We start from the raw sequence: 21867 nt of genomic DNA, 5'->3' as shown, positions 1-21867 counted from the left end.
AGGAGCCCCCGTCCTCTGAACACGTTCAAAGAACCTGTGAGGGGACCTTACCTCTCAGTAACGGGTCAGATCCAGCTGTCCAGCCACATCCGGCCACGCCACGAGTCCATGGGCAGCGTCTGGCCGGTGTAGATCGGCCAGAAATAGATGAAGTTCCAGACGATGAGGAGGACGAGGACGCCCGCGCCGATCGCGCCCACCGCGCGCCGCCGCTCCGAGGAGCCCGCCGGGCCCAGCAGGGCGCCGGTCATCATCGCCACCGCCAGGCACAGGTACGGGACGAAGACCACCGCGTAGAAGTAGAAGATGGTCCGCTCCTGGTAGTTGAACCAGGGCAGCAGCCCGGCGCCCAGCGCGCACGCGATCGCGCCCGCCCGCCAGTCGCGGCGGAAGAACCACCGCCACAGCACGTACAGCAGCGCGAAGCAGCCCGCCCACCACAGCAGCGGCGTGCCGAGGGCCAGTACCTCGCGGGCGCACTTGCCGGCCGCGGACGCCGGGCAGCCGTCGGTGCCGGGCGCGGGGGACTCGTAGAAGTAGGAGACGGGCCGGCCCAGGACCAGCCAGCTCCACGGGTTCGACTCGTAGGTGTGGCCGGAGGTCAGGCCCACGTGGAACCGGTAGACCTCCGTCTCGTAGTGCCACAGGCTGCGCAGCCACTCGGGGAGGAAGGACAGCGAGCTGTTCTGGTCGTTCTTGGCGGCCCAGTCGCGGAAGTAGCCGCCCTTGCCGTTGTCCGGGCTGAGGATCCAGCCGGTCCAGGAGGCCACGTACACGGCGACCGCCACCGGCACCGTCGACAGGAAGCCGGGCAGCGCGTCGCGGCGCAGCATCGCCGCGTACGGGGCGCCCGCGCCGGCGGTGCGGCGCGCGGCCGCGTCCCACAGGACGGTGAGGATCCCGAAGAAGGCCAGCACCACGAGGCCGTTCCACTTGGTGCCGAAGGCCAGGCCCAGGCAGACGCCGGCGAGCAGCCGGTACGGGCGCCAGCCCAGCCGCAGGGTCTCCGCGACCGTCACGTCGGGGCGGGCGCGGCCCTCCTCGTCGACCGGCAGGGCGGCGGCGAGTCTGGCGCGCGCCTTGTCCCGGTCGATGACCAGCGCCCCGAAGGCCGCCAGGACGAAGAACATCAGCACCAGGTCGAGCAGCGCGGTCCGGCTCATCACCAGGTGCAGCCCGTCGACCGCCAGCAGCGTGCCCGCCAGGCAGCCGAGGAAGGTGGAGCGGAACAGCCGGCGGCCGATGCGGCACACCATCAGCACCGACAGGGTGCCGAGCACCGCCGTCATGAACCGCCAGCCGAAGGGGGTGAAGCCGAACATCCACTCGCCGAGGCCGATCACCCATTTGCCGACGGGCGGGTGCACGACGTAGCCGGGGTCCAGGGGGAGCGGTACCGCGTCGGGATTCGACAGGATCGACTTGTCGACATCCTTGGGCCAGCTGGCTTCGTAGCCCTGCTTGACGGTGGCCCACGCGTCCTTGGCGTAGTACGTCTCGTCGAATATCACCGCCTTGGGGCTGCCCAGGTGCGTGAACCGCAGCACCCCCGCCACCAGCGTGATCAGCAGCGGCCCCGCCCAGGCCATCACCCGCTGCCAGGTCCGTCGGCTCGCCTCGGGGATCCCGAGTGCCGTCCACAGCTGCGCGGAGGGCCGTGCGTACGGGGGCACGAGGCGGGTGCGGGCGTCGGTCACCGGCGCGGCCGGCGCGTAGCCGAACCCGCGCAGGCGGCGCAGCCACACGGGCGGCTCGTAGTCGGAGTCGCCTCCGCCCGGCCGGACGGGCGGGGCCCCCGCGGGGCTGGGCGGCGGCGTCGCGGTACTGGTCACCGGATCATCGTAGGGAACGCCCCTGTGGAGCCCCAGCCCCCACGAGCCCCAATGAGAGGATGAGCCGGTGACAGCTGACCAGCCCCGCGGTGCCGAAGCCCCCTCCTCCCACGGCGTACTCGTCCTCGCCGGGACTCCCATCGGCGATCTCGCCGACGCCCCGCCCCGGCTCGCGGCCGAGCTGGAGCGGGCCGATGTGATCGCCGCCGAGGACACCCGGCGGCTGCGCCGGCTCACGCAGGGGCTCGGCGTGTTCACCACCGGGCGCGTCCTGTCGTACTTCGAGGGCAACGAGTCCGCCCGCACCCCCGAGCTGGTGGAGGCCCTGGAGGCCGGCCGGCGGGTGCTGCTGGTGACCGACGCCGGAATGCCCTCGGTCTCCGACCCCGGCTACCGGCTGGTCGCCGCCGCCGTGGAGAAGGACATCAAGGTCACGGCCGTGCCCGGCCCGTCCGCCGTGCTCACCGCGCTCGCCCTGTCCGGGCTGCCCGTGGACCGCTTCTGCTTCGAGGGCTTCCTGCCGCGCAAGGCGGGCGAGCGCCTGGGCCGGCTCCGCGAGGTGGAGGGCGAGCGGCGCACGCTCGTCTACTTCGAGGCGCCGCACCGGCTGGACGACACCCTGGCGGCCATGGCCGAGGTGTTCGGCGCCGGCCGGCGGGCCGCCGTGTGCCGCGAGCTGACCAAGACCTACGAGGAGGTCAGGCGCGGCGGACTCGGCGAGCTCGCCGAGTGGGCGGCCGAGGGCGTGCGCGGCGAGATCACCATCGTGGTCGAGGGCGCCCCGGCGGCCGCGCCCGGCGACGTGGACGACGAGGAGCTCGTGCGGCGCGTGCGCGTGCGCGAGGAGGCCGGCGAGCGCCGCAAGGAGGCCATCGCGGCGGTCGCGGCGGAAGCCGGCGTACCCAAGCGCGAGGTCTTCGACGCGGTCGTCGCGGCAAAGAATGCGACACAAAAGATGCCGTAGGTCGGTAAAGAGCTAACCTGAAAAGCAAAGCTCAGACCGCGCACCGGCCCCTTTGGGCATGACTCGGCCAAAGGCCGTCCATTACTGGACAGGGCCTGATGCGCTCCCGCCCGAAGAGGCGTCCACTGGCAATGGCACCAGTGGAACAAGAGGAGCTGGCATGAGTGAGATCGCAGACACCCCGGTACCCGTCACGGCCGCGGGACCGGCACCTGTTCCCACCTCCGGCGTGCAGACCGTGCACGAGGCGTACTCCTTCGCGTGCATGAAGTGCGGCTACGGCTGGGAGCAGGCGTACGCGATAGAGCACCACGTCGACGGCAAGGGCGAGCCCTTCATCATGTACACGGTGAACGGCGAGCGGGTGCCCTCCCCGCTGTCGAACCCGACCTGCCTCAACTGCGGCGGACACGTCGTACGGATCATGCGCGCGGGCCAGGTCTCCACGGTGCTCGGCACGATCGACCGGCTCTACCACCACCGCATCGCCCCGGGGATCGCCGGACCGGTACCGGCCGGCGAGAACGCCCCCCGCCCGCCGAAGCAGCGCCGGGTCCCGTCGCACGACTCGCCCGGACCGGTGGCCGTGGACGCGTCCGAGCGGCGCCGCGGTCCGTTCTCCCGCCTCCTCGGGTTCTTCCGGCGGTCCTAGGAGCGGCCGCGGGGAGCGGTCACGGGAGCGGTCATAAGATCGGCTCATGAGCCCCAGCCCCAGCCCCTCCTCCCCGGCCGCCGCCGCCAAGGCCGCGTCGAAGGACGTCCCGCCCCCGCTGCCCGAGCCGCTGCGGGTGGCGGTGGCCGACTCGCACACCCACCTCGACATGCAGTCCGGCACCGTCGAGGAGGGCCTCGCGAAGGCCGCCTCCGTGGGCGTGACCACCGTCGTCCAGGTGGGCTGCGACGTGAAGGGCTCGCGCTGGGCCGCCGAGACCGCGGCCGCCCACGCCAACGTCCACGCCGCCGTCGCCCTCCACCCGAACGAGGCCCCCCGCATCGTCCACGGCGACCCCGACGGCTGGTCCCGGCAGGGCGCCCGGCCCGGCGGCGGCCAGGCGGCGCTCGACGACGCGCTCGCCGAGATCGAGGCGCTGGCCGCGCTGGACCACGTCAAGGCGGTCGGCGAGACCGGCCTGGACTACTTCCGCACCGGCCCCGAGGGGATGGCCGCGCAGGAGCGTTCCTTCCGGGCCCACATCGAGATCGCCAAGCGGCGGGGCAAGGCCCTGGTCATCCACGACCGCGACGCCCACGCCGACGTCCTGCGCGTGCTGCGCGAGGAGGGCGCCCCCGAGCGCACCGTCTTCCACTGCTACTCCGGCGACGCCGAGATGGCCCGCGAGTGCGCCGCCGCCGGCTACTACATGTCCTTCGCCGGGACCGTCACCTTCAAGAACGCCGCGCCGCTGCGCGAGGCCCTCGCGGTGGCCCCGCTGGAACTGGTGCTGGTGGAGACCGACGCCCCGTACCTCACCCCGGCGCCCTACCGCGGACGGCCCAACGCCCCGTACCTCATTCCGCTGACGGTCCGGGCCATGGCCGCGGTGCGCGGCATCGACGAGGACGCCATGGCCACCGCCCTCGCCGCCAACACGGCGCGCGCCTTCGACTACTGACGCGCCGCCCCCGTCCCGCCCCGCAAGGGTTCGCGCAGCCGTTCGTCCGACACGCTGGGTAGTCGAACGGCTTTGGTGCGTGACGCCCCCTGCCGCTAGGGTGCCGTGCCCGAGCAGCCGGGGGCCGGACCAGTGGAGCGAGCGACGTGAGCGATACGCAGGGCAGTCACCGCCGTGCCTCCTGGCCGGACACCGCGCCCGACCCGGACCCGTACGACGGCCCCTACGACGGCCCGTACGAGGACCCGTACGGCGCCGCGGCCCCCGAGCCGCAGGTCCCCGCCCCGCGCGGCGAGGGCCGCCGGGCCGCCCGGCGCCGCGCGGCGGCCCCCGCCGGCGGACGCCGCCGCACCACCACCGCGGAACCCCCGCCGCCGACCCCGCCCGCCCCCGGCGCCGACCCCGCCCCCGGCCGCCAGCCCGGCGCCGGGTCCGGCCGGCGCAGGCGTTCCGCACCCGCCCCGGCCGGCCGCGGCGCCGCCACCGCCCGCGACAGCTGGCGGCGCATCGTCCCGCAGGCCCTCGTCGTGGCCTTCCTGGCCGGCGGCACCACCGCCTTCGTCGCCGCCGACAAGGCCGTCCGGCTCACCGTCGACGGAGTGCCCCGCACCCTCCACACCTTCGCCGGCAGCGTCGACGAACTCCTCGAAGCCGAAGGCCTCGGCGTCGGCCCCCACGACCTCGTCGCCCCCGCCCCCGGCTCCGCACTCGACGACGGCCAGCAGGTCGTGGTCCGCTACGGCCGCCCCCTGCGCCTCACCCTCGACGGCACCACCCGCCAGCTGTGGACCACCGCCCGCACCGTCGACGGCGCACTGCGCCAGCTCGGCGTCCGCGTCGAGGGCGCCCACCTCTCCACCCCCCGCACCGCCACCGTCCCCCGCTCCGGCCTCACCCTCGGCGTGCGCACCGAACGCGGCGTCACGTTCATGGCCGACGGCCGCGAACGCACCATCCGCACCAACGCCGCCACCGTCAAGGAGGCCCTCGACCAGGCCGGCATCACCCTCCAGGGCCAGGACACCACCTCCGTCCCCCCGGACTCCTTCCCCCGCGACGGCCAGACCGTCACCGTGCTGCGCATCACCGGCACCCGCGAGGTCCGCGAGGAGCGCATCCCGTACGAGACCGAACGCGTCGAGGACGGCGGGCTCTTCGCCGGCACCGAGGTCGTCGAGCGCGTCGGGCGGCCCGGGGCGCGCCGGGTCACGTACGCCCTGCGCACCGTCAACGGGGTCCGCCAGCAGCCCCGGAAGATCGCCGAGGAGGTCGTCCGGGAGCCCGTCAGCCAGCGCGTCCTGGTCGGCACGAAGCCGCTGCCCACCTCCGTCGCCGGCGCCGACGGCCTCAACTGGTCCGCGCTGGCCCAGTGCGAGTCCGGGGGCCGTCCCTCCGCCACCGACCCCTCGGGCACCTACGGCGGCCTCTACCAGTTCGACGTGAGCACCTGGCAGGCCCTCGGCGGCAGCGGCCGCCCGCAGGACGCACCCGCCTCGGAGCAGACGTACCGGGCGAAGAAGCTCTACGTGCAGCGGGGGGCGAGTCCGTGGCCGCACTGCGGCCGTAGGCTTGAGCGGTGAGCACCGCAGAGCAGCAGCCCCACGAGACCTCCGAGGTCCCTTCCGACGCCCTCCTCGGGCCGGCCGACATCCGAGAGCTGGCCGCCGTCCTCGGCGTACGCCCGACGAAGCAGAAGGGCCAGAACTTCGTCATCGACGCCAACACGGTGCGCCGGATCGTGCGCACCGCCGGGGTGCGTCCGGACGACGTGGTCGTGGAGGTCGGGCCGGGCCTCGGCTCGCTGACGCTCGCCCTGCTGGAGGCCGCCGACCGGGTGACCGCCGTCGAGATCGACGACATCCTCGCCGCCGCGCTGCCCGCCACCATCGAGGCGCGGATGCCGCACAAGAAGGACCGCTTCGCGCTGGTCCACTCCGACGCGATGCTCGTCACCGAGCTGCCCGGCCCGGCGCCGACCGCGCTCGTCGCGAACCTCCCCTACAACGTGGCCGTGCCGGTCCTGCTCACCATGCTCGACCGCTTCCCGAGCATCGAGCGGACCCTCGTCATGGTGCAGTCCGAGGTCGCCGACCGGCTCGCCGCCCGCCCCGGCAACAAGGTGTACGGGGTCCCCTCCGTCAAGGCCGCCTGGTACGCGGACGTCAAGCGGGCCGGGGCCATCGGCCGCAACGTCTTCTGGCCCGCGCCGAACGTCGACTCCGGTCTCGTCTCCCTCGTGCGGCGCGCCGAGCCCGTCAAGACCACCGCCTCCAAGGCCGAGGTCTTCGCGGTCGTCGACGCCGCGTTCGCGCAGCGCCGCAAGGGGCTGCGCGCCGCGCTCGCCGGCTGGGCCGGTTCGGCCGCCGCCGCCGAGCAGGCGCTGGTCGCCGCCGGCATCTCCCCGCTGGCGCGCGGGGAGTCCCTGACGGTCGAGGAGTTCGCGGCGATCGCCGAGCACAAGCCGGCCGCCGAGAGGCCCGCGCTGTGAGCGTGACGGTACGCGTCCCCGCGAAGGTCAACGTCCAGCTGGCGGTGGGCGCCGCCCGCCCCGACGGCTTCCACGACCTCGCCAACGTCTTCCTGGCCGTCTCCCTGTTCGACGAGGTCACCGCGACCCCGGCCGAGGGGCTGACGGTGACCTGCGAGGGCCCCGACTCCGACCAGGTGCCGCTGGACCGCACCAACCTCGCGGCCCGCGCCGCCGAGCTCCTGGCGGCCCGGGCCGGCATCGAGCCCGCCGTCCACCTCCACATCGCGAAGAACATCCCCGTGGCCGGCGGCATGGCCGGCGGCAGCGCCGACGGGGCGGGCGCGCTGCTGGCGTGCGACCTGCTGTGGAAGCTGGACACCCCGCGCGAGGAACTGCTGGAGATCTGCGCGGAGCTGGGCAGCGACGTCCCCTTCAGCCTCGTGGGCGGTGCCGCGCTCGGCACCGGGCGCGGCGAGTTCCTGACCCCGGTGGCCGCCGGGCGGTTCCACTGGGTGTTCGCGGTCGCCGAGGGCGGCCTGTCCACCCCGGCGGTGTTCCGGGAGTTCGACCGGCTGACCGCCGGTACGGACGTGCCCGCGCCCGAGGCCTCCCCGGCGTTGCTCGCGGCCCTCGCCTCGGGCGACGCCGACGCGCTGGCCGCCGTACTGCCCGGGTCGAACGGCCTCCAGGCCGCCGCGCTGTCGCTGCGCCCGGCGCTGGCCGGCACCCTGGCGGCGGGCGCCGACGCGGGGGCGCTGGCCGGGCTGGTCTCCGGGTCGGGGCCGACGACGGCGTTCCTGGTCCGGGACGCGGAGTCCGCCGCGAAGGTCGCCGCCGCGCTGGAGGCCTCCGGCACCTGCCGTGCCACCCGGATCACCGCCTCCCCGGCCCCGGGGGCCACGGCCGTCTCCTGAGGCGCGGCCGGCGGCGGGGCGGGGGTCCGGGGCGCGGGAAGGGTCCGGGCTACCTAGGCGCGGGATGAGTACCCGCACCCTGTCGCGGCACGGGGCGCGGCCGCGATCGTGGTGGGCATGACAGTCAGCGCACGCGGCATGGCCGCCGCCACGCCCGCCTCCCGCGACCGCTACGTGGACCTGCTCCGGGTCGCCTCGCTCGCCACCGTCGTGTGCGGGCACTGGCTGATGGCCGCCGTCAGCACCGACGGCATAGGGAACCTGCTCGCGCTGGTGCCCCCGCTCCAGGTCCTCACCTGGGGGCTCCAGGTCATGCCGGTGTTCTTCTTCGTCGGCGGGTTCTCGCACGCCCTGTCGTACCGCTCGCTGGAACGCCGCGGCGAGGGCCGGCCCGTCTACGCGGCCTTCCTGCGCGCCCGCCTCCAGCGGCTGCTGCGGCCCACCCTGGTCTTCGTCCTCGTCTGGGGCGCGCTCGCGCTGCTCGTCCAGCTCGCCGGGGCGGACGGCGGCCGGCTGGCCGGCGCCGCGCTGCGGATGGTCACCCAGCCGCTGTGGTTCATCGGGATCTACCTGGCGATGGTGGCGCTCACCCCGCCGCTGCTGAGGCTGCACGCCCGCTGGGGCTGGGGGGCGTTCGCCGCCCTGGCCGGCGCCGCGGCCCTGGTCGACGTACTGCGCTTCGCGCTCGGCGTCCCCTACGCGGAGTTCCTGAACTTCGCCTTCGTCTGGCTCGCCGTGCACCAGCTGGGCTTCCTGCGCGCCGACGGCCGCATCACCCGTCCCGCGCTCCTGGGCGCCGCCGGGCTCGCCGGGGCCGTGCTGCTGGTGGCGGCCGGACCGTACCCGCTGTCCATGGTCGGGATGCCGGGGGAGAAGGTCTCCAACATGGCCCCGCCCACCCTGGCCCTGCTCTGCCACGGCATGTGGCTGGTCGGCGCCGTCCAGCTGCTGGCGCGGCCCGCGACGGCGTGGCTGGCCCGGCCGCGCGTGTGGCGCGGGGTGGTCGCCGCCAACGGCATCGCCATGACCGCCTTCCTGTGGCACCTCACCGCCATGCTCGGCGTGTACGCCGCCCAGCTCGCCGCGGGCCTGGCGCTGCCCGAGCCGGCCACCGCCGCCTGGTGGGCGCAGGTGCCGCCGCGGATCCTCCTCGCGGCCGCCCTCACCGCCGGGCTCGTGGCCTGCTTCCGCCGCTTCGAGGCGCCCCGGGCCGCGCCCGCCGCCCCGGCCGACGGGCAGGCCCGGACCGCGCCGAGCACCCGCGGCAGCGGGCCCGCCGCCGCCCTGGGCACCACCCTGTGCCTGCTGGGGATCCTGGGCCTGTCCATGACCGGCCTCGGCGGGCTCCTGGAGGGCCACACCGCCACCCTGATCGCCCTCCCGGTCACCGCACCCGCCGCCATCGGCATGGCAGTGGGGGGCGCCTGGCTGGTGGAACGTTCCGCGTCGGCCCGGAGGGTTAGGCTGAGGGGCTGATCCACACCCTTTCCCTGGAGCGCGTCTGATGGCCGTCAATCTGGTCAATGTCGAGGCAGTCAGCAAGGTGTACGGCACCCGTACCCTGCTCGACGGCATCTCCCTCGGCGTGTCCGAGGGAGACCGGATCGGCGTCGTCGGCCGCAACGGCGACGGCAAGACCACCCTGATCCGGATGCTGGCCAAGCTGGAGGAGCCCGACTCCGGCCGCGTCACGCAGAGCGGCAGCCTGCAGATGGGCGTGCTCACCCAGCACGACTCCCTCGACCCGGCCGCCACCATCCGGCACGAGATCATCGGCGACATGGCCGACCACGAGTGGGCCGGCAACGCCAAGATCCGCGACGTCCTCACCGGTCTCTTCGGCGGCCTGGACCTGCCCGGCTTCGGCCAGGGCCTGGACACCGTCATCGGCCCGCTGTCCGGCGGCGAGCGCCGCCGCATCGCGCTCGCCAAGCTGCTCATGGCCGACCAGGACCTCCTCGTCCTCGACGAGCCCACCAACCACCTCGACGTCGAGGGCATCTCCTGGCTGGCCGGCCACCTCCAGACCCGCCGCTCCGCCCTCGTCTGCGTCACCCACGACCGCTGGTTCCTCGACCAGGTCTGCACCCGCATGTGGGACGTGCAGCGCGGTGACGTCTTCGAGTACGAGGGCGGCTACAGCGACTACGTCTTCGCCCGCGCCGAGCGCGAGCGGATCGCCGCCACCGAGGAGGTCAAGCGGCAGAACCTGATGCGCAAGGAGCTGGCCTGGCTGCGCCGCGGCGCCCCCGCCCGGACCTCCAAGCCCCGCTACCGCATCGAGGCGGCCAACGAGCTGATCGCCGACGTGCCGGAGCCGCGCGACAAGTCGGAGCTGATGCGCTTCGCCAACGCCCGCCTCGGCAAGACCGTCTTCGACCTGGAGAACGTCACCGTCCAGGCCGGGCCCAAGACCCTGCTCAAGCACCTCACCTGGCACCTGGGCCCCGGTGACCGCGTCGGCCTCGTCGGCGTCAACGGTGCCGGCAAGACCTCCCTGCTGCGGGCCCTCGCCGAGGCCGCCCGCACCCAGGGCGAGGCCCAGCCCGCCGAGGGCTCCGTCACCGTCGGCAAAACCGTGCGCCTGGCCTACCTCTCCCAGGAGGTCGGCGAGCTCGACCCCTCGCTGCGCGTCCTGGAGGCCGTCCAGCGCGTCCGCGACCGCGTCGACCTCGGCAAGGGCCGCGAGATGACGGCGGGCCAGCTGTGCGAGCAGTTCGGGTTCACCAAGGAGAAGCAGTGGACGCCGGTCGGCGACCTCTCCGGCGGTGAGCGGCGCCGGCTTCAGATCCTGCGCCTGCTGATGGACGAGCCCAACGTCCTCTTCCTCGACGAGCCCACCAACGACCTCGACATCGAGACCCTCACCCAGCTGGAGGACCTCCTCGACGGCTGGCCGGGCTCGATGATCGTGATCTCCCACGACCGGTTCTTCATCGAGCGCACCACCGACACGGTGATGGCGCTGCTCGGCGACGCGAGCCTGCGGATGCTGCCGCGCGGTCTGGACGAGTACCTGGAGCGCCGTCAGCGGATGATCGAGGCCGCCGCCCCGGCGCCGGCCCCGGCCGCCGCAGCCAAGTCGACGTCCTCGGGAGACTCGCGCGCCGCGAAGAAGGAGCTCCAGAAGATCGAGCGGCAGCTCAACAAGATGTCGGACCGCGAGACGAACCTGCACGCGCAGATCGCCGAGCACTCCACCGACTACGACAAGGTCGCCAAGCTCGACGCGGAGCTGCGGGAACTGATCTCCGAGCGCGACGACTTGGAGATGCGCTGGCTGGAACTGGCCGAAGAGGCCTGAGTCCAGAGGGGCCGCGGAGGCCCCGGAATGCGCCGGCCGGGCGGATAACGGCCATGTCACGGGCCGGTCCTCCCTTGGGAACAGGGGTGCGACCGGCCCGGTGCGTACCGGCCACGAGTGATACAAAGGGTCGGTTCTTTTCGATCTCCCGGACCGCCCCCACCGCCTGAACCCGAAGGTATGCGCTGATGACCGAGCCGCCCCAGCCGCCGAACCAGCCGCCGTCCCCTTCCGGTTACGGGCACCTGCCCGGGCCGCCGCAGCAGGGCTACGGGTACCCGCCGCAGGGCGCCAACCCGTACGCGCAGCAGCCGCCGACGGTGCCGCAGCACCCCGTCCAGCAGCCGTCGACCGTGCCGCAGCCGCTGGCCCAGCAGGGCGGGTACGGCTTCCCGCCGCCCGGGCCGGGCACGCCCCCCGGCCCGCCGGCGCCCGGCGGACGGGGCCGGCGCAAGGGCGCGGTCGTCGTCGCGGCGGCCGTCGCGGGTGTCCTCGTACTCGGCACCGGCGCCTGGTTCACCTTCCTGAGTGACGACGACGGTGGCAAGAAGCCCGCCGCGCAGGGTTCCACGCCCGCCGACCCCAAGCCCTCGGGCTCCCCGTCCGTGGACAAGGGCGACGGCAGCGGCAACGGCATGGGCGAGCAGACCGACCTCAACGCGGGCCGCAAGCCCGGCGAGGACAGGGCGCTGTGGCTCAAGACGGCCAAGCTCCTGGCCGACGGCGACACGGGCATCCCCGCCCCGGCGATGTGGGTGGCCGGCGACACCGTCGTCAAGACCGTCGGCAAGTCCCTCGTCTCCTACGCCGTCACCGACGGCAAGGAGAAGTGGAAGCTCGACTTCAAGACGGAGATCTGCGGCTGGGCCGACCAGACCACCCCCGACGGCAAGACCGTCCTCACCATCAAGGACGGCGAGGGCTCCAACGCCACCTGCAACCAGATGAAGCTCGTCGACCTGAAGGCCGGCAAGGAGGGATGGACCAAGGAACTCGCCAAGGAGAACCTCTTCGACGGCGGCGGCTCCGTCTCCATGGCCCTCACCGGCGACGTCTTCGTCGTCAACCGGATGGCCAACGCCACCGTCCACAAGCTCAGCACCGGCGACAAGCTCTACTCCGGCAACACCCCCGAGGGCTGCCAGCCGGGCCAGTACGCCGCCGGCAACGGCAAGCTGCTCGGCATCGCCCTGTGCATGGACGACGACAAGACCGTCGAGATCCAGGACGCCGACCCGGTCACCGGCAAGAAGACCTGGTCCTACCGGCTGCCCAAGGGCTACCGCGTCGGCAGCGTCCTGTCCGTCTCTCCGATCGTCCTCGACATCACCAACCGGAGCCTCAACAACGCGGACGACACCAAGCGGGCCATCATCTCCCTGACGCCCGACGGCAAGAAGCGCGCCAGCATGTCCGCCGAGGGCTCCTTCGAGACCAACTGCAACGCCGGCAGCTCCGACAACATCCAGGGCTGCGGCAACTCCGTGGTCGACGGCGACACCCTCTACCTGCGCACCACCACCAGCAAGGGCTACGACAACGAGGTCGTCGCCTTCGACCTCGCCACCGGCAAGGCCAAGTGGCGCCAGAAGGCCGGAGACAAGCGCAACTGGTACCCGGTCAAGGCGGGCAACGGCCAGCTCATCGCCTACCGCGCCGGAGCCCTGCGCGAACCCGGCGAGATCGTCTCCATGGCGGCCGCGGGCGGCGAGCCCAAGACGCTGCTGCGCATGCCCTCCGGCCCCTCCGCGAACATCGAGAGCTCGATGGTCACCTTCCAGCTGAGGGCCTTCGAGGACGGCCGGTACTTCACCTCCACCACCAGGCTGAACGGCAACAACACGGAGGAGCGGCTCCTGATGGTCTTCGGCAAGTGAACGAGTCCACCGAGCGTCCCACCGAGCGCCCCACCGAGAGGCAGTAGCAAGCGATGAGCACCCCGCCGCCCCCCAGCCAGCCGCCCTCCGGCGGTTTCGGCGGCCCCCCGCCGCCGCCCGGCCCCCCGCAGCCCCCGGCCCAGCCGCCCACCGTCCCGGCCCACCAGGCCGGCTACGGCTACCCGCAGCCCCAGGCACAGCCCGGCTACGGCTACCCGCAGCAGCAGCCCAGCACGCTCCAGGCCCCGGCGCAGCCCCCGTACTCCGCCCCCGCGGGCGGCGGCAACGACAAGCGCAACCAGCTGGCGATCGTCGGCGCGGCCGTACTGGCCATGGCGCTCATCATCGGCGGCGGCTTCTGGTACGTCTCCGGCGACGACGGCGGCAGCGGGCAGCCCACCGCGAACGGCGCCAGCGGCTCCCCCGACGGCGACAAGGCCCCCGCCGGCACCCCCGGCAGCGAGAAGGTCCCGACCAACCCCAAGTCGAAGACGCTGGTCAACGTCCCCAGCCCGGCCCCGGCCGACGTGGTCTCCGTCGACGGCTCCTGGCTGACCGACACCACCTACGTCAAGTCCGACCTGGCGAAGGTCGTCGGCTACAACCTCGTCGACGGCGGCAAGAAGTGGGAGCTCCCCCTCCCCGCCAACGTCTGCGGCGCCACCAAGCACATCAGCGACAACAAGACCGCCATCCTCTTCGAGGAGGGCATGGCGACCAACGAGAAGAAGTACCCCCAGTGCACCCAGGTCGGCGTCATCGACCTGAACACCGGGAAGCTGCTCTGGTCCGCCACCGCCAAGTCCGCCACCGGCGGCGACAGGCCGGTCTCCTTCAGCGAGGTCACCATCAGCGGCCAGACCGTCGCCGCGGGCGGCCTGTCCGGCGGCGCCGCCTGGAACCTCGCCGACGGCAAGTCCCTGTGGACCCCGAAGACCGACGGCGAAGGCTGCTACGACATGGGCTACGCCGGCGGCGAGGCCCTCGCCGTCCTGCGCAAGTGCGGCCGCGGCTCCAGCCCGACCCTGTACGCGCAGGCCCTCGACCCCGCCACCGGCGCACCGAAGTACCAGTACAAGCTGTCCGCGGGCATCGAGTGGGCCGGCATCATCTCCACCAAGCCGCTCATCATCGCCGCCAACGTCGGCAACACCGCCAAGAACGCCACCAACGTCAGCGACCTGTTCGTCGTCGACGACGCGGGCCAGCTCAAGACCCGCATCGGCCTCGCCGGCGGCAGCTACGCCCCCAAGTGCCCCGCCACCGAGGTCGAGCAGTGCTCGAACATGGTCGTCGGCAACGGCAAGGTCTACCTGCCGTCGTACGAGCACCAGGGAACGGCCTCCGTCGGCCGGACCAACGAGATCGTCTCCTTCGACCTGGAGACCGGCAAGCCCACCAGCGACCGCGCCGACGCGGGCGAGAAGTACACCATGTACCCGCTGCGCATGGACGGGTCCAACATCATCGCCTACAAGGTGCCCCCGTACGACGGCGGCGGCCAGGTCGTCAGCATCGACGGCAAGACGATGAAGGAGACCCTGCTCATGCAGAACCCGGTGGACAAGGCCAGCCAGCGCGTCGAGACCGCCTTCTCGCTGGACCACTCGGAGTTCCGCTACCACAACGGGCGCCTGTTCATCGCCCGCACGATGGTGCGCAAGCCGTACTCGGAGAAGGCCGACCCCGAGTTCCTCTTCGTCTCCTTCGCGGCGAGCTGACGCCCGCCCCTCCCCGACGCCGAGAGCCCCCGGACGGTGCCCACCGATCGGGGGCTTTCGCGCGGTAACCGGCACGCCCCGTCGAACAAGCGTGTAGCTTGCCGGGTCAGAAGGATCTGGGGTGGGAGCCTTGATGGGCGTACGGGTGATGGTGGTCGACGAGCACCGTCTGCTGGCCGAGGCGCTCGCCTCGGCCCTGAAGCTGCGCGGGCACCGCGTGCTCGCGGCGGCCGCGCCGGCGGCCGGAGCCGCCGAACTGGTCATCGGCCGCGCCCCGGAGGTGTGCCTGTTCGGCACCGGCGCCCCGGCGGAGCCCGGGGTCTTCGAGCCGGTGGTGCGGATCAAGCGGGAGCGGCCGCAGATCGCCGTGGTGGTGCTGGGCCCCGTGCCGAGCCCGCGCGGGATAGCCGCGGCCTTCGCGGCCGGCGCCTCGGGGTACGTACGCCAGGACGAACGCATCGAGGGCGTCGAGCGGGCCCTGGCCAAGGCCCGGGCGGGGGAGGTCGCCATCGCCCCGCAGCTGCTCCAGGGGGCCTTCGCGGAGCTTCTGAACCCCTCGGCGCAGCCCGACGACGAGGGCAGCCGGCTGCTGCGGCTGCTGACGCCGCGGGAGGTCGAGGTGCTGGTCCGGGTCGCGGAGGGCGAGGACACCCGGCTGATCGCGGCCGGCATGGCCATCGCGCCGAGCACAGCCCGTACCCATGTGCAGCGGGTACTGATGAAGCTCGGCGTGGGGTCACGGCTGGAGGCCGCCGCGCTGGCCGCGCGTACCGGGCTGCTGGACCGTGCGGTGCTGCCCGTGCGGCAGCGGCCGCAGGGGCCCGGGGCCGAGCCGTCCGGGGACTGACCCCGGCCGCCCGGCGGCCCCGCGGCCGGGCCGTGCCCGGGCCGTGCCCGGGCCTTCGGGAGCGTGCGGGTACCGTTCCCGGACGGCCGCGATTTCCCCGGAAGCGCGGAATCCGGTAAGCCAGTCACCAGAGCACGCGCATCCGCGTGCTTCCGCGAGAGGTAGGAGTGCGAGTGAGCAAGTACCTGGTCACCGGCGGTGCCGGATACGTGGGCAGCGTCGTGGCCGCCCATCTGCTGGAGGCCGGACACGAGGTGACCATCCTCGACAACCTCTCCACCGGCTTCGCCGAGGGCGTCCCCGCCGGCGCCACCCTGATCGACGGCCGGATCCAGGACGCCGCCGACCACCTGGACTCCTCCTACGACGCGGTGCTGCACTTCGCGGCCTCCTCGCAGGTGGGCGAGTCCGTGGTGAACCCCGGGAAGTACTGGGACAACAACGTCGGCGGCACCCTCGCCCTGCTGACCGCGATGCGGGAGGCCGGGGTGCGCAGGCTCGTCTTCTCCTCCACCGCCGCCACCTACGGCGAGCCGTCCGGCGGAACGCTGACGGAGGACTCGGTGACCGCGCCGACCAACCCGTACGGCGCCTCGAAGCTGGCCGTCGACCACATGATCGCGGGGGAGTGCGCGGCGCACGGCCTCGCCGCCGTCTCGCTGCGCTACTTCAACGTGGCCGGCGCCTACCGCGAGTTCGGCGAGCGCCACGACCCCGAGACGCACCTGATCCCGCTGGTGCTCCAGGTCGCCCTCGGGGAGCGCGAGTCCATCTCGGTGTTCGGCGACGACTACCCGACCCCCGACGGCACCTGCGTCCGCGACTACATCCACGTCGCCGACCTCGCGGACGCCCACCTGTCCGCGCTGCGCGTCGCCACCGAGGGCGAACACCTGGTGTGCAACCTCGGCAACGGCAGCGGCTTCTCGGTCCGCGAGGTGATCGAGACGGTCCGCAAGGTCACCGGCCGGGAGATCCCCGAGGTCGTCGCCCCGCGCCGCGCCGGGGACCCGGCGGTCCTCGTCGCCTCCGCCCGCACGGCGCACGAGCGCCTCGGCTGGACCCCGACCCGCTCCGACCTCACCAACATCGTGACGGACGCCTGGAACTTCGCCCGCGAGCGGCGTTCCTGACCTCCCGTAACCTCCCGCGCCCCCCGCACCCTCCCCCGGTCTCGTCCGGGGGGACCCAGGTGCGGGGGGCGCGCGCGTTGGGGCCGGGCGCGGCAGGCGGGCGCCGCGCGCGGGCGCCCGGCGTGCGTACGCCGGGTGAAATGCACCCCGTGCAACTGCCCGTGGCACACGCCCGTCGGGAATCCGCCTCCGGGGCGCCCTGAGGGTTGAAAACCGGCCACCATGAAGGCCGTTGCGGACCGTCACACCGGAATATCGCTCGAAAAACTTCTGCTATTCGGCCAACCGCGAGACCCCGCCCGCTCTACGCTGATGCGTGACACCGGTGGGGGCCGGTGTTGATTCAGGGGTCGAGACACGCCGGGTACGGCGTCCGGTCCGGGGTAGTGCACAGATGTCGCGGCGGCGGCCGCGGGGGCTGTGGGCCACCCGGCCGGACGCCGTACCCGTAGTCGTCCGTTCCCCGACCCTTGGGGGTTTTGTGGTTCGTATCCGGGTCCTGGTGGTCGACGGCCACCGCATCTTCGCCGAATCTCTGGCAGCCGCGCTCGCGGCCGAGCCGGACGTGGACGTGTCCGCGGCCGGCAGCGGTCCCGCGGCCTCGCGCTGCCTGGAGCGCGCGGTGGCGGAAGGCCGCCGCTACGACGTGCTGCTCGTCGACGCCGACCTCGGCACCGGCGCGGCCGCGTCGGGGGGCGTGCCCGGCCAGCGGGAGGCGGGCTCAGGCCCGGCGCCGCCGCCGGCCGACGGGATCGCCCTCGTCGCCGGGGTGCGGGTGGCGCACCCCGGCGTGCGCACCGTGGTCCTGGCCGAGCGCGACGATCCGCGCCGGGCCGCGCTCGCCCTCCAGGCGGGCGCCTCGGGGTGGGTGGCGAAGGACTGCTCGCTCTCACGGCTGCTGGCCGTCATCCGGGGGGTGCTGCGCGAGGAGACCCACCTGCCTCCCGCGCTGCTCACCGGGGTGCTGCGGGAGCTGACCGCCGCCCGCAAGCACCGTACGGACAGCGAGCGGCTCGTGGAGTCCCTCACCCCGCGCGAACACGAGGTGCTGCGCTGCATGGTGGCGGGGCTGGGCCGCAAGGACGTGGCCGCGCGGCTGTTCCTGTCCCCGCACACCGTCCGGACGCACATGCAGAACGTGCTGGGCAAGCTCGGGGTGCACTCCACCCTGGCCGCCGTGGCGCTGGCCCGGCGGGCCGGCGTACGCCCCGCGGAGCTAGCCGGGGATGTTGTCGAACGGAGCGGTCAACTGGCGTAGCAGCCCGGCGAGCTCGCCCCGCTGCGTCGTGGAGAGCTGGGCCAGGATCGCGCGTTCCTGGGCCAGCAGTCCCGCCAGGGACTGGTCGGCGCGGTCGCGCCCCTCGGGCGTCAGGCGTACCAGCACCCCGCGCCGGTCGCTGGGGTCGGGCAGCCGCTCGACGAGGCCCTTCTTGGCGAGCCGGTCGATGCGGTTGGTCATGGTGCCGGAGGTGACGAGCGTCTGTGTCAGCAGCTGTCCGGGGGAGAGCTGGTAGGGCGCGCCCGCGCGCCGCAGCGAGGTCAGGACGTCGAACTCCCACGGCTCCAGGCCGTGCTCGGAGAAGGCGAGCCTGCGGGCACGGTCGAGGTGGCGCGCGAGCCGGCTGACGCGGCTGAGCACTTCGAGCGGTTCCACGTCGAGGTCAGGGCGCTCTCGCCGCCATGCCGCGACCAGTCGGTCGACCTCGTCCTCCATGCCGATCAGTGTACGGGGTCTGTCGACATGAAGTCTCTTGAAATCGAGAATCTTGACATCGAGATATAGTCTGACCGAGCATGGGGCATGGAGGTGGCCGGAACAGCTTCCGCTTCCGACCGCCCCACCAGTAGGGAGGCTCGAACATGCATTCCGATATCGCGCCGGCCGTGCGCCCCCACACCATGGACGGCTCCGCACCCGTCTGGGACCCCCAGCAGTACCTCCGCCACGCCGGCCACCGCACGCGCCCGTTCCTCGACCTGATGAACCGCATACCCGAGCTCCCCACCCCCACCGCACGCATCGCCGACCTCGGCTGCGGCCCCGGGAACGTCACCGCGCTCCTCGCCGACCGCTGGCCCGACGCCCGCATCACCGGCTTCGACCTCTCCCCGCAGATGCTCCAGCGCGCCACCGCCGAGTACGCCGGCCCCACCCCCGGCGGCGGCCGGCTCGACTTCCGCCACGCCGACCTCGCCGACTGGATGCCCGAGGAGAGGTACGACCTGATCGTCTCCAACGCGGCCCTGCAGTGGGTGCCCAGCCACCCCGGCTCCTTCGCCGCCTGGATCAACGGCCTGCGCCCCGGCGGCACCTTCGCCTTCCAGATCCCCGGCAACTTCACCGCCCCCAGCCACCGGCTGCTCGCCGAACTGTGCGACGCCCCGCGCTGGCGCGACCGCCTCGCCGGGCACGGCGCGCGCTACATCCACATCCTCGAACCCGCCGAGTACCTGGCCCGCTTCACCGAGCTCGGCTGCGCCGTCGACGTCTGGGAGACCACGTACTCCCAGCTCCTCCAGGGCGCCGACCCCGTCCTCGACTGGGTCAAGGGCACCGCCCTGCGGCCCGTCCTCACCGCCCTCGGCGACGACCGCGAGGCCGTCGACCGCTTCCTCACCGAATACCGCGAGGCCCTGCGCGCCGCGTACCCGCCGGGCCCCCGGGGCACCGTCTTCCCGTTCCGCCGCATCTTCGCCGTCGCCCACAAGGAGGCATGACCGTGCTGACCGCAGTCGACCACGTCCAACTCGCCGCGCCGCCCGGATCGGAGGACAAGCTCCGCGCGTACTACCAAGACGTCCTGGGCATGCGGGAGATCTCCAAACCTCCCGTCCTCGCCGCGCGCGGGGGCTGCTGGTTCACCGCCGGGGGCGTGCAGCTGCACCTGGGCGTGGAAGAGGACTTCAGGCCGGCCCGCAAGGCGCACCCCGGGCTGCGGGTGACCGGCATCGAGGCGTACGCGGGCAGACTCCGTGAACGCGGCGCCGAAGTCGTCTGGGACGACAACCTGCCGGGCCACCGGCGCTTCTACTCCCACGACCCCGTCGGCAACCGGCTCGAATTCCTGGAGCCGCTCGCCCCCGGCGCCGGCGGCCCGGCGGCCGGCTGACGCACCGGCGGACCCCGCACGGCCCCGCACGACGCGACGGCGCCCCGCCACCGGAACACCCGGTGACGGGGCGCCGTCGCGCGCGGCCCCGTACGGACCTCAGTTCTTGCGGTGGCCCACCAGCCGCGGCCTCGCCTCCAGGTTCTCCAGCCCGTGCCAGGCCAGGTTCACCAGGTGCGCCGCCACCTCCGCCTTCTTCGGCCGCCGCGTCTCCAGCCACCACTGGCCCGTCAGCGCCACCATCCCGACCAGCGCCTGCGCGTACAGCGGGGCCAGCTTCGGATCGAAGCCCCGGGCCTTGAACTCCAGCCCCAGGATGTCCTCCACCTGCGTGGCGATGTCACTGATCAGCGAAGCGAACGTGCCCGTCGACTGCGCCACAGGCGAATCCCGCACCAGGATGCGGAAGCCGTCCGTGTAGTTCTCGATGTAGTCCAGCAGCGCGAACGCGGCCTGCTCCAGCAGCTCCCGCGGATGCCCCGCCGTCAGCGCGCCCGTCACCCCGTCCAGCAGCTGGCGCATCTCGCGGTCCACGACCACCGCGTACAGGCCCTCCTTGCCGCCGAAGTGCTCGTACACCACCGGCTTGGACACCCCGGCCTTCGCCGCGATCTCCTCCACCGAAGTGCCCTCGAAGCCCTTCTCGGCGAACAGGGTGCGGCCGATGTCCAGCAGTTGCTGGCGCCGTTCGGCGCCCGTCATCCGGACCCGGCGTCCTCGCCTGGGCTTGTCGCTGCTGGAACTGCTGCCGTCGATCGCCACGTCCCCCATCATGCCGCGTTCGGCGTCTTTTCCTTGCGCCGGGCGTCGATCCTCGCCCCGGACGGCCAGCGCACGTCAGAGGCCCACCCCAGCAGCTCGAACCAGCGGATCAGCCGCGCGCTGGAATCGACCTGACCGCGCAGCACCCCGTGCCGCGCCGACGTCGGGTCCGCGTGGTGCAGGTTGTGCCACGACTCCCCGCACGACAGCACCGCCAGCCACCACACGTTGCCCGAGCGGTCCCGCGACTTGAACGGCCGCTTGCCCACCGCGTGGCAGATCGAGTTGATCGACCACGTCACGTGGTGCAGCAGCGCCACGCGCACCAGCGAACCCCAGAAGAACGCCGTGAACGCACCCCACCAGGACATCGTCACCAGACCGCCCACCAGCGGCGGGATCGCCAGCGACACGACCGTCCAGAGGACGAAGTCACGGCTGATCCGCCGGATCGCCGGGTCCTTGATCAGGTCCGGGGCGTACTTCTGCTGGTTGGTCTGCTCCTCGTCGAACAGCCAGCCGATGTGCGCCCACCACAGGCCCTTCATCAGCGCCGGCACCGTCTCGCCGAACCGCCACGGCGAATGCGGGTCGCCCTCGTGGTCGGAGTACTTGTGGTGCTTGCGGTGATCGGCCACCCACCGCACCAGCGGCCCCTCCACCGCCATCGACCCCATGACCGCCAGCGCGATCCGCAGCGGCCGCTTCGCCTTGAAGGAACCGTGGGTGAAGTAGCGGTGGAAGCCGATGGTGATCCCGTGGCAGGCCAGGAAGTACATGAACACCATCAGGCCCAGGTCCAGCCAGGTCACCCCCCAGCCCCAGGCCAGCGGCACCGCCGCCAGCAGAGCCAGGAACGGCACGGTGATGAACAGCAGCAGCGCGATCTGCTCCACGGAGCGCTTCTGCTCACCGCCGCGCGTCGCGGAGGGCGCCGAGGAGTCCTCGATCAGTTCGGGACTGATGGTCATGGTGGGGTTCCCCTGGGGGGTGAGAAGCCGGCGGACGCCGGGCCACGGACCTACGGATCCGTAACCTACGGCATCGTAAGTATGGCAAAGACGGCCCGCGCGGCAACAGGACGACGCCACCTGCGCGAACCGAGTCCAAAGAGCGGGCGCTCTGCCGGGGCACAGGGGCGGGACACCTATCCTGGTGTCGTCGGACAGCGCGGTCCGCACGGGCAGCCCGGGCTGCGCAGCACGACCGGAACGGCCGCGCACCCCCCGGGAGCCCACAGCCCAGTAGCGCTCGAACACTGCAAGGAGCCGCACCTGTGAGCAGTGCTGACCAGGCCGCCCAGGCCCCCGTCACCCAGCC

At 73.1% G+C, this 21867-nt stretch carries 19 protein-coding genes; 15 read left to right on the top strand and 4 right to left on the bottom strand.

Annotation, left to right across the window (positions count from 1 at the left end; all coding sequences use genetic code 11):
* Window positions 1–65: 65 nt before the first annotated feature.
* Window positions 66–1832, bottom strand: a complete 1767-nt coding sequence (locus ACZ7IF_RS09980) for a dolichyl-phosphate-mannose--protein mannosyltransferase (RefSeq protein WP_470965913.1) — start codon at window positions 1830–1832, stop codon at window positions 66–68.
* Window positions 1833–1899: 67 nt separating this feature from the next.
* Between ACZ7IF_RS09980 and rsmI the strand changes: the two genes are divergently transcribed.
* The 13 genes from rsmI (at window position 1900) to ACZ7IF_RS09915 (ending at window position 17933) form a co-directional block, all read left to right on the top strand.
* A complete protein-coding gene (gene rsmI, locus ACZ7IF_RS09975; RefSeq protein ID WP_470965906.1) occupies window positions 1900–2796 on the top strand; it encodes a 16S rRNA (cytidine(1402)-2'-O)-methyltransferase in 897 nt (298 codons plus the stop codon).
* 160 nt (window positions 2797–2956) lie between these two features.
* Window positions 2957–3448 (top strand): hypothetical protein, encoded by a 492-nt coding sequence (locus ACZ7IF_RS09970; protein WP_470965899.1) that lies wholly within the window; start codon window positions 2957–2959, stop codon window positions 3446–3448.
* Between the two features lie 46 nt (window positions 3449–3494).
* The gene (locus tag ACZ7IF_RS09965) at window positions 3495–4409 is read left to right on the top strand and encodes a TatD family hydrolase (protein ID WP_470965896.1); all 915 of its coding nucleotides are present in this window, start codon (window positions 3495–3497) and stop codon (window positions 4407–4409) included.
* Window positions 4410–4555: 146 nt separating this feature from the next.
* Window positions 4556–5989, top strand: a complete 1434-nt coding sequence (locus tag ACZ7IF_RS09960) for a ubiquitin-like domain-containing protein (protein WP_470965892.1) — start codon at window positions 4556–4558, stop codon at window positions 5987–5989.
* A complete protein-coding gene (rsmA, locus tag ACZ7IF_RS09955) occupies window positions 5986–6897 on the top strand; it encodes a 16S rRNA (adenine(1518)-N(6)/adenine(1519)-N(6))-dimethyltransferase RsmA (RefSeq protein ID WP_470965885.1) in 912 nt (303 codons plus the stop codon). The genes ACZ7IF_RS09960 and rsmA overlap by 4 nt, the downstream gene beginning before the upstream one ends.
* Entirely contained in the window at window positions 6894–7793 is a 900-nt protein-coding gene (locus ACZ7IF_RS09950; protein WP_470965878.1) for a 4-(cytidine 5'-diphospho)-2-C-methyl-D-erythritol kinase, read from the top strand. The genes rsmA and ACZ7IF_RS09950 overlap by 4 nt, the downstream gene beginning before the upstream one ends.
* Window positions 7794–7910: 117 nt before the next feature.
* Window positions 7911–9269 carry an acyltransferase family protein gene (locus ACZ7IF_RS09945; RefSeq protein ID WP_470965874.1) on the top strand — a complete coding sequence of 453 codons (1359 nt, stop codon included), beginning with the start codon at window positions 7911–7913 and terminating at the stop codon, window positions 9267–9269.
* A gap of 28 nt (window positions 9270–9297) precedes the next feature.
* On the top strand, window positions 9298–11097 hold the full coding sequence (locus ACZ7IF_RS09940; RefSeq protein WP_470965870.1) for an ABC-F family ATP-binding cassette domain-containing protein: 1800 nt from the start codon (window positions 9298–9300) through the stop codon (window positions 11095–11097).
* A 188-nt stretch (window positions 11098–11285) separates the two neighbouring features.
* Window positions 11286–12974 carry an outer membrane protein assembly factor BamB family protein gene (locus tag ACZ7IF_RS09935; RefSeq protein ID WP_470965867.1) on the top strand — a complete coding sequence of 563 codons (1689 nt, stop codon included), beginning with the start codon at window positions 11286–11288 and terminating at the stop codon, window positions 12972–12974.
* 53 nt (window positions 12975–13027) lie between these two features.
* Window positions 13028–14695 (top strand): outer membrane protein assembly factor BamB family protein, encoded by a 1668-nt coding sequence (locus ACZ7IF_RS09930; protein WP_470965860.1) that lies wholly within the window; start codon window positions 13028–13030, stop codon window positions 14693–14695.
* A gap of 133 nt (window positions 14696–14828) precedes the next feature.
* Window positions 14829–15542 (top strand): response regulator transcription factor, encoded by a 714-nt coding sequence (locus ACZ7IF_RS09925; protein ID WP_470966763.1) that lies wholly within the window; start codon window positions 14829–14831, stop codon window positions 15540–15542.
* 173 nt (window positions 15543–15715) lie between these two features.
* Window positions 15716–16675 (top strand): UDP-glucose 4-epimerase GalE, encoded by a 960-nt coding sequence (gene galE / locus ACZ7IF_RS09920; RefSeq protein WP_470965856.1) that lies wholly within the window; start codon window positions 15716–15718, stop codon window positions 16673–16675.
* A gap of 481 nt (window positions 16676–17156) precedes the next feature.
* On the top strand, window positions 17157–17933 hold the full coding sequence (locus ACZ7IF_RS09915) for a LuxR C-terminal-related transcriptional regulator (protein ID WP_470965851.1): 777 nt from the start codon (window positions 17157–17159) through the stop codon (window positions 17931–17933).
* On the opposite strand, the gene ACZ7IF_RS09910 is transcribed toward ACZ7IF_RS09915, so the two are convergent.
* Window positions 17892–18389 carry a MarR family winged helix-turn-helix transcriptional regulator gene (locus tag ACZ7IF_RS09910; RefSeq protein WP_125603002.1) on the bottom strand — a complete coding sequence of 166 codons (498 nt, stop codon included), beginning with the start codon at window positions 18387–18389 and terminating at the stop codon, window positions 17892–17894. The genes ACZ7IF_RS09915 and ACZ7IF_RS09910 overlap by 42 nt on opposite strands.
* 146 nt (window positions 18390–18535) lie before the next feature.
* On the opposite strand from ACZ7IF_RS09910, the gene ACZ7IF_RS09905 reads away from it, so the two are divergent.
* Window positions 18536–19393 carry a trans-aconitate 2-methyltransferase gene (locus ACZ7IF_RS09905; RefSeq protein WP_470965847.1) on the top strand — a complete coding sequence of 286 codons (858 nt, stop codon included), beginning with the start codon at window positions 18536–18538 and terminating at the stop codon, window positions 19391–19393.
* 2 nt (window positions 19394–19395) lie between these two features.
* Window positions 19396–19785 (top strand): VOC family protein, encoded by a 390-nt coding sequence (locus tag ACZ7IF_RS09900; protein ID WP_470966756.1) that lies wholly within the window; start codon window positions 19396–19398, stop codon window positions 19783–19785.
* Between the two features lie 99 nt (window positions 19786–19884).
* Here ACZ7IF_RS09900 and ACZ7IF_RS09895 read toward each other — a convergent pair whose 3' ends face one another.
* Together ACZ7IF_RS09895 and ACZ7IF_RS09890 are read right to left on the bottom strand one after the other, a co-directional pair.
* Entirely contained in the window at window positions 19885–20559 is a 675-nt protein-coding gene (locus ACZ7IF_RS09895; protein ID WP_470965842.1) for a TetR family transcriptional regulator, read from the bottom strand.
* Window positions 20556–21518 (bottom strand): acyl-CoA desaturase, encoded by a 963-nt coding sequence (locus tag ACZ7IF_RS09890; protein WP_470965839.1) that lies wholly within the window; start codon window positions 21516–21518, stop codon window positions 20556–20558. The genes ACZ7IF_RS09895 and ACZ7IF_RS09890 overlap by 4 nt, the downstream gene beginning before the upstream one ends.
* Between the last annotated feature and the right edge of the window lie 349 nt (window positions 21519–21867).

Source organism: Streptomyces sp. NPDC037421 (assembly GCF_055602105.1).
Note: the sequence above shows the minus strand (reverse complement) of the source record. Positions and strands in the feature narration are given on the sequence as shown.

Bases quoted from the DNA above. Each gene is read 5' to 3' on its own strand.
- ACZ7IF_RS09970 (WP_470965899.1), top strand. From the start codon at position 2,957: ATGAGTGAGATCGCAGACACCCCGGTACCCGTCACGGCCGCGGGACCG.
- ACZ7IF_RS09965 (WP_470965896.1), top strand. From the start codon at position 3,495: ATGAGCCCCAGCCCCAGCCCCTCCTCCCCGGCCGCCGCCGCCAAGGCC.
- ACZ7IF_RS09945 (WP_470965874.1), top strand. From the start codon at position 7,911: ATGACAGTCAGCGCACGCGGCATGGCCGCCGCCACGCCCGCCTCCCGC.
- ACZ7IF_RS09940 (WP_470965870.1), top strand. From the start codon at position 9,298: ATGGCCGTCAATCTGGTCAATGTCGAGGCAGTCAGCAAGGTGTACGGC.
- ACZ7IF_RS09935 (WP_470965867.1), top strand. From the start codon at position 11,286: ATGACCGAGCCGCCCCAGCCGCCGAACCAGCCGCCGTCCCCTTCCGGT.
- ACZ7IF_RS09930 (WP_470965860.1), top strand. From the start codon at position 13,028: ATGAGCACCCCGCCGCCCCCCAGCCAGCCGCCCTCCGGCGGTTTCGGC.
- ACZ7IF_RS09925 (WP_470966763.1), top strand. From the start codon at position 14,829: ATGGGCGTACGGGTGATGGTGGTCGACGAGCACCGTCTGCTGGCCGAG.
- ACZ7IF_RS09910 (WP_125603002.1), bottom strand. From the start codon at position 18,389: ATGGAGGACGAGGTCGACCGACTGGTCGCGGCATGGCGGCGAGAGCGC.
- ACZ7IF_RS09905 (WP_470965847.1), top strand. From the start codon at position 18,536: ATGCATTCCGATATCGCGCCGGCCGTGCGCCCCCACACCATGGACGGC.
- ACZ7IF_RS09895 (WP_470965842.1), bottom strand. From the start codon at position 20,559: ATGATGGGGGACGTGGCGATCGACGGCAGCAGTTCCAGCAGCGACAAG.
- ACZ7IF_RS09890 (WP_470965839.1), bottom strand. From the start codon at position 21,518: ATGACCATCAGTCCCGAACTGATCGAGGACTCCTCGGCGCCCTCCGCG.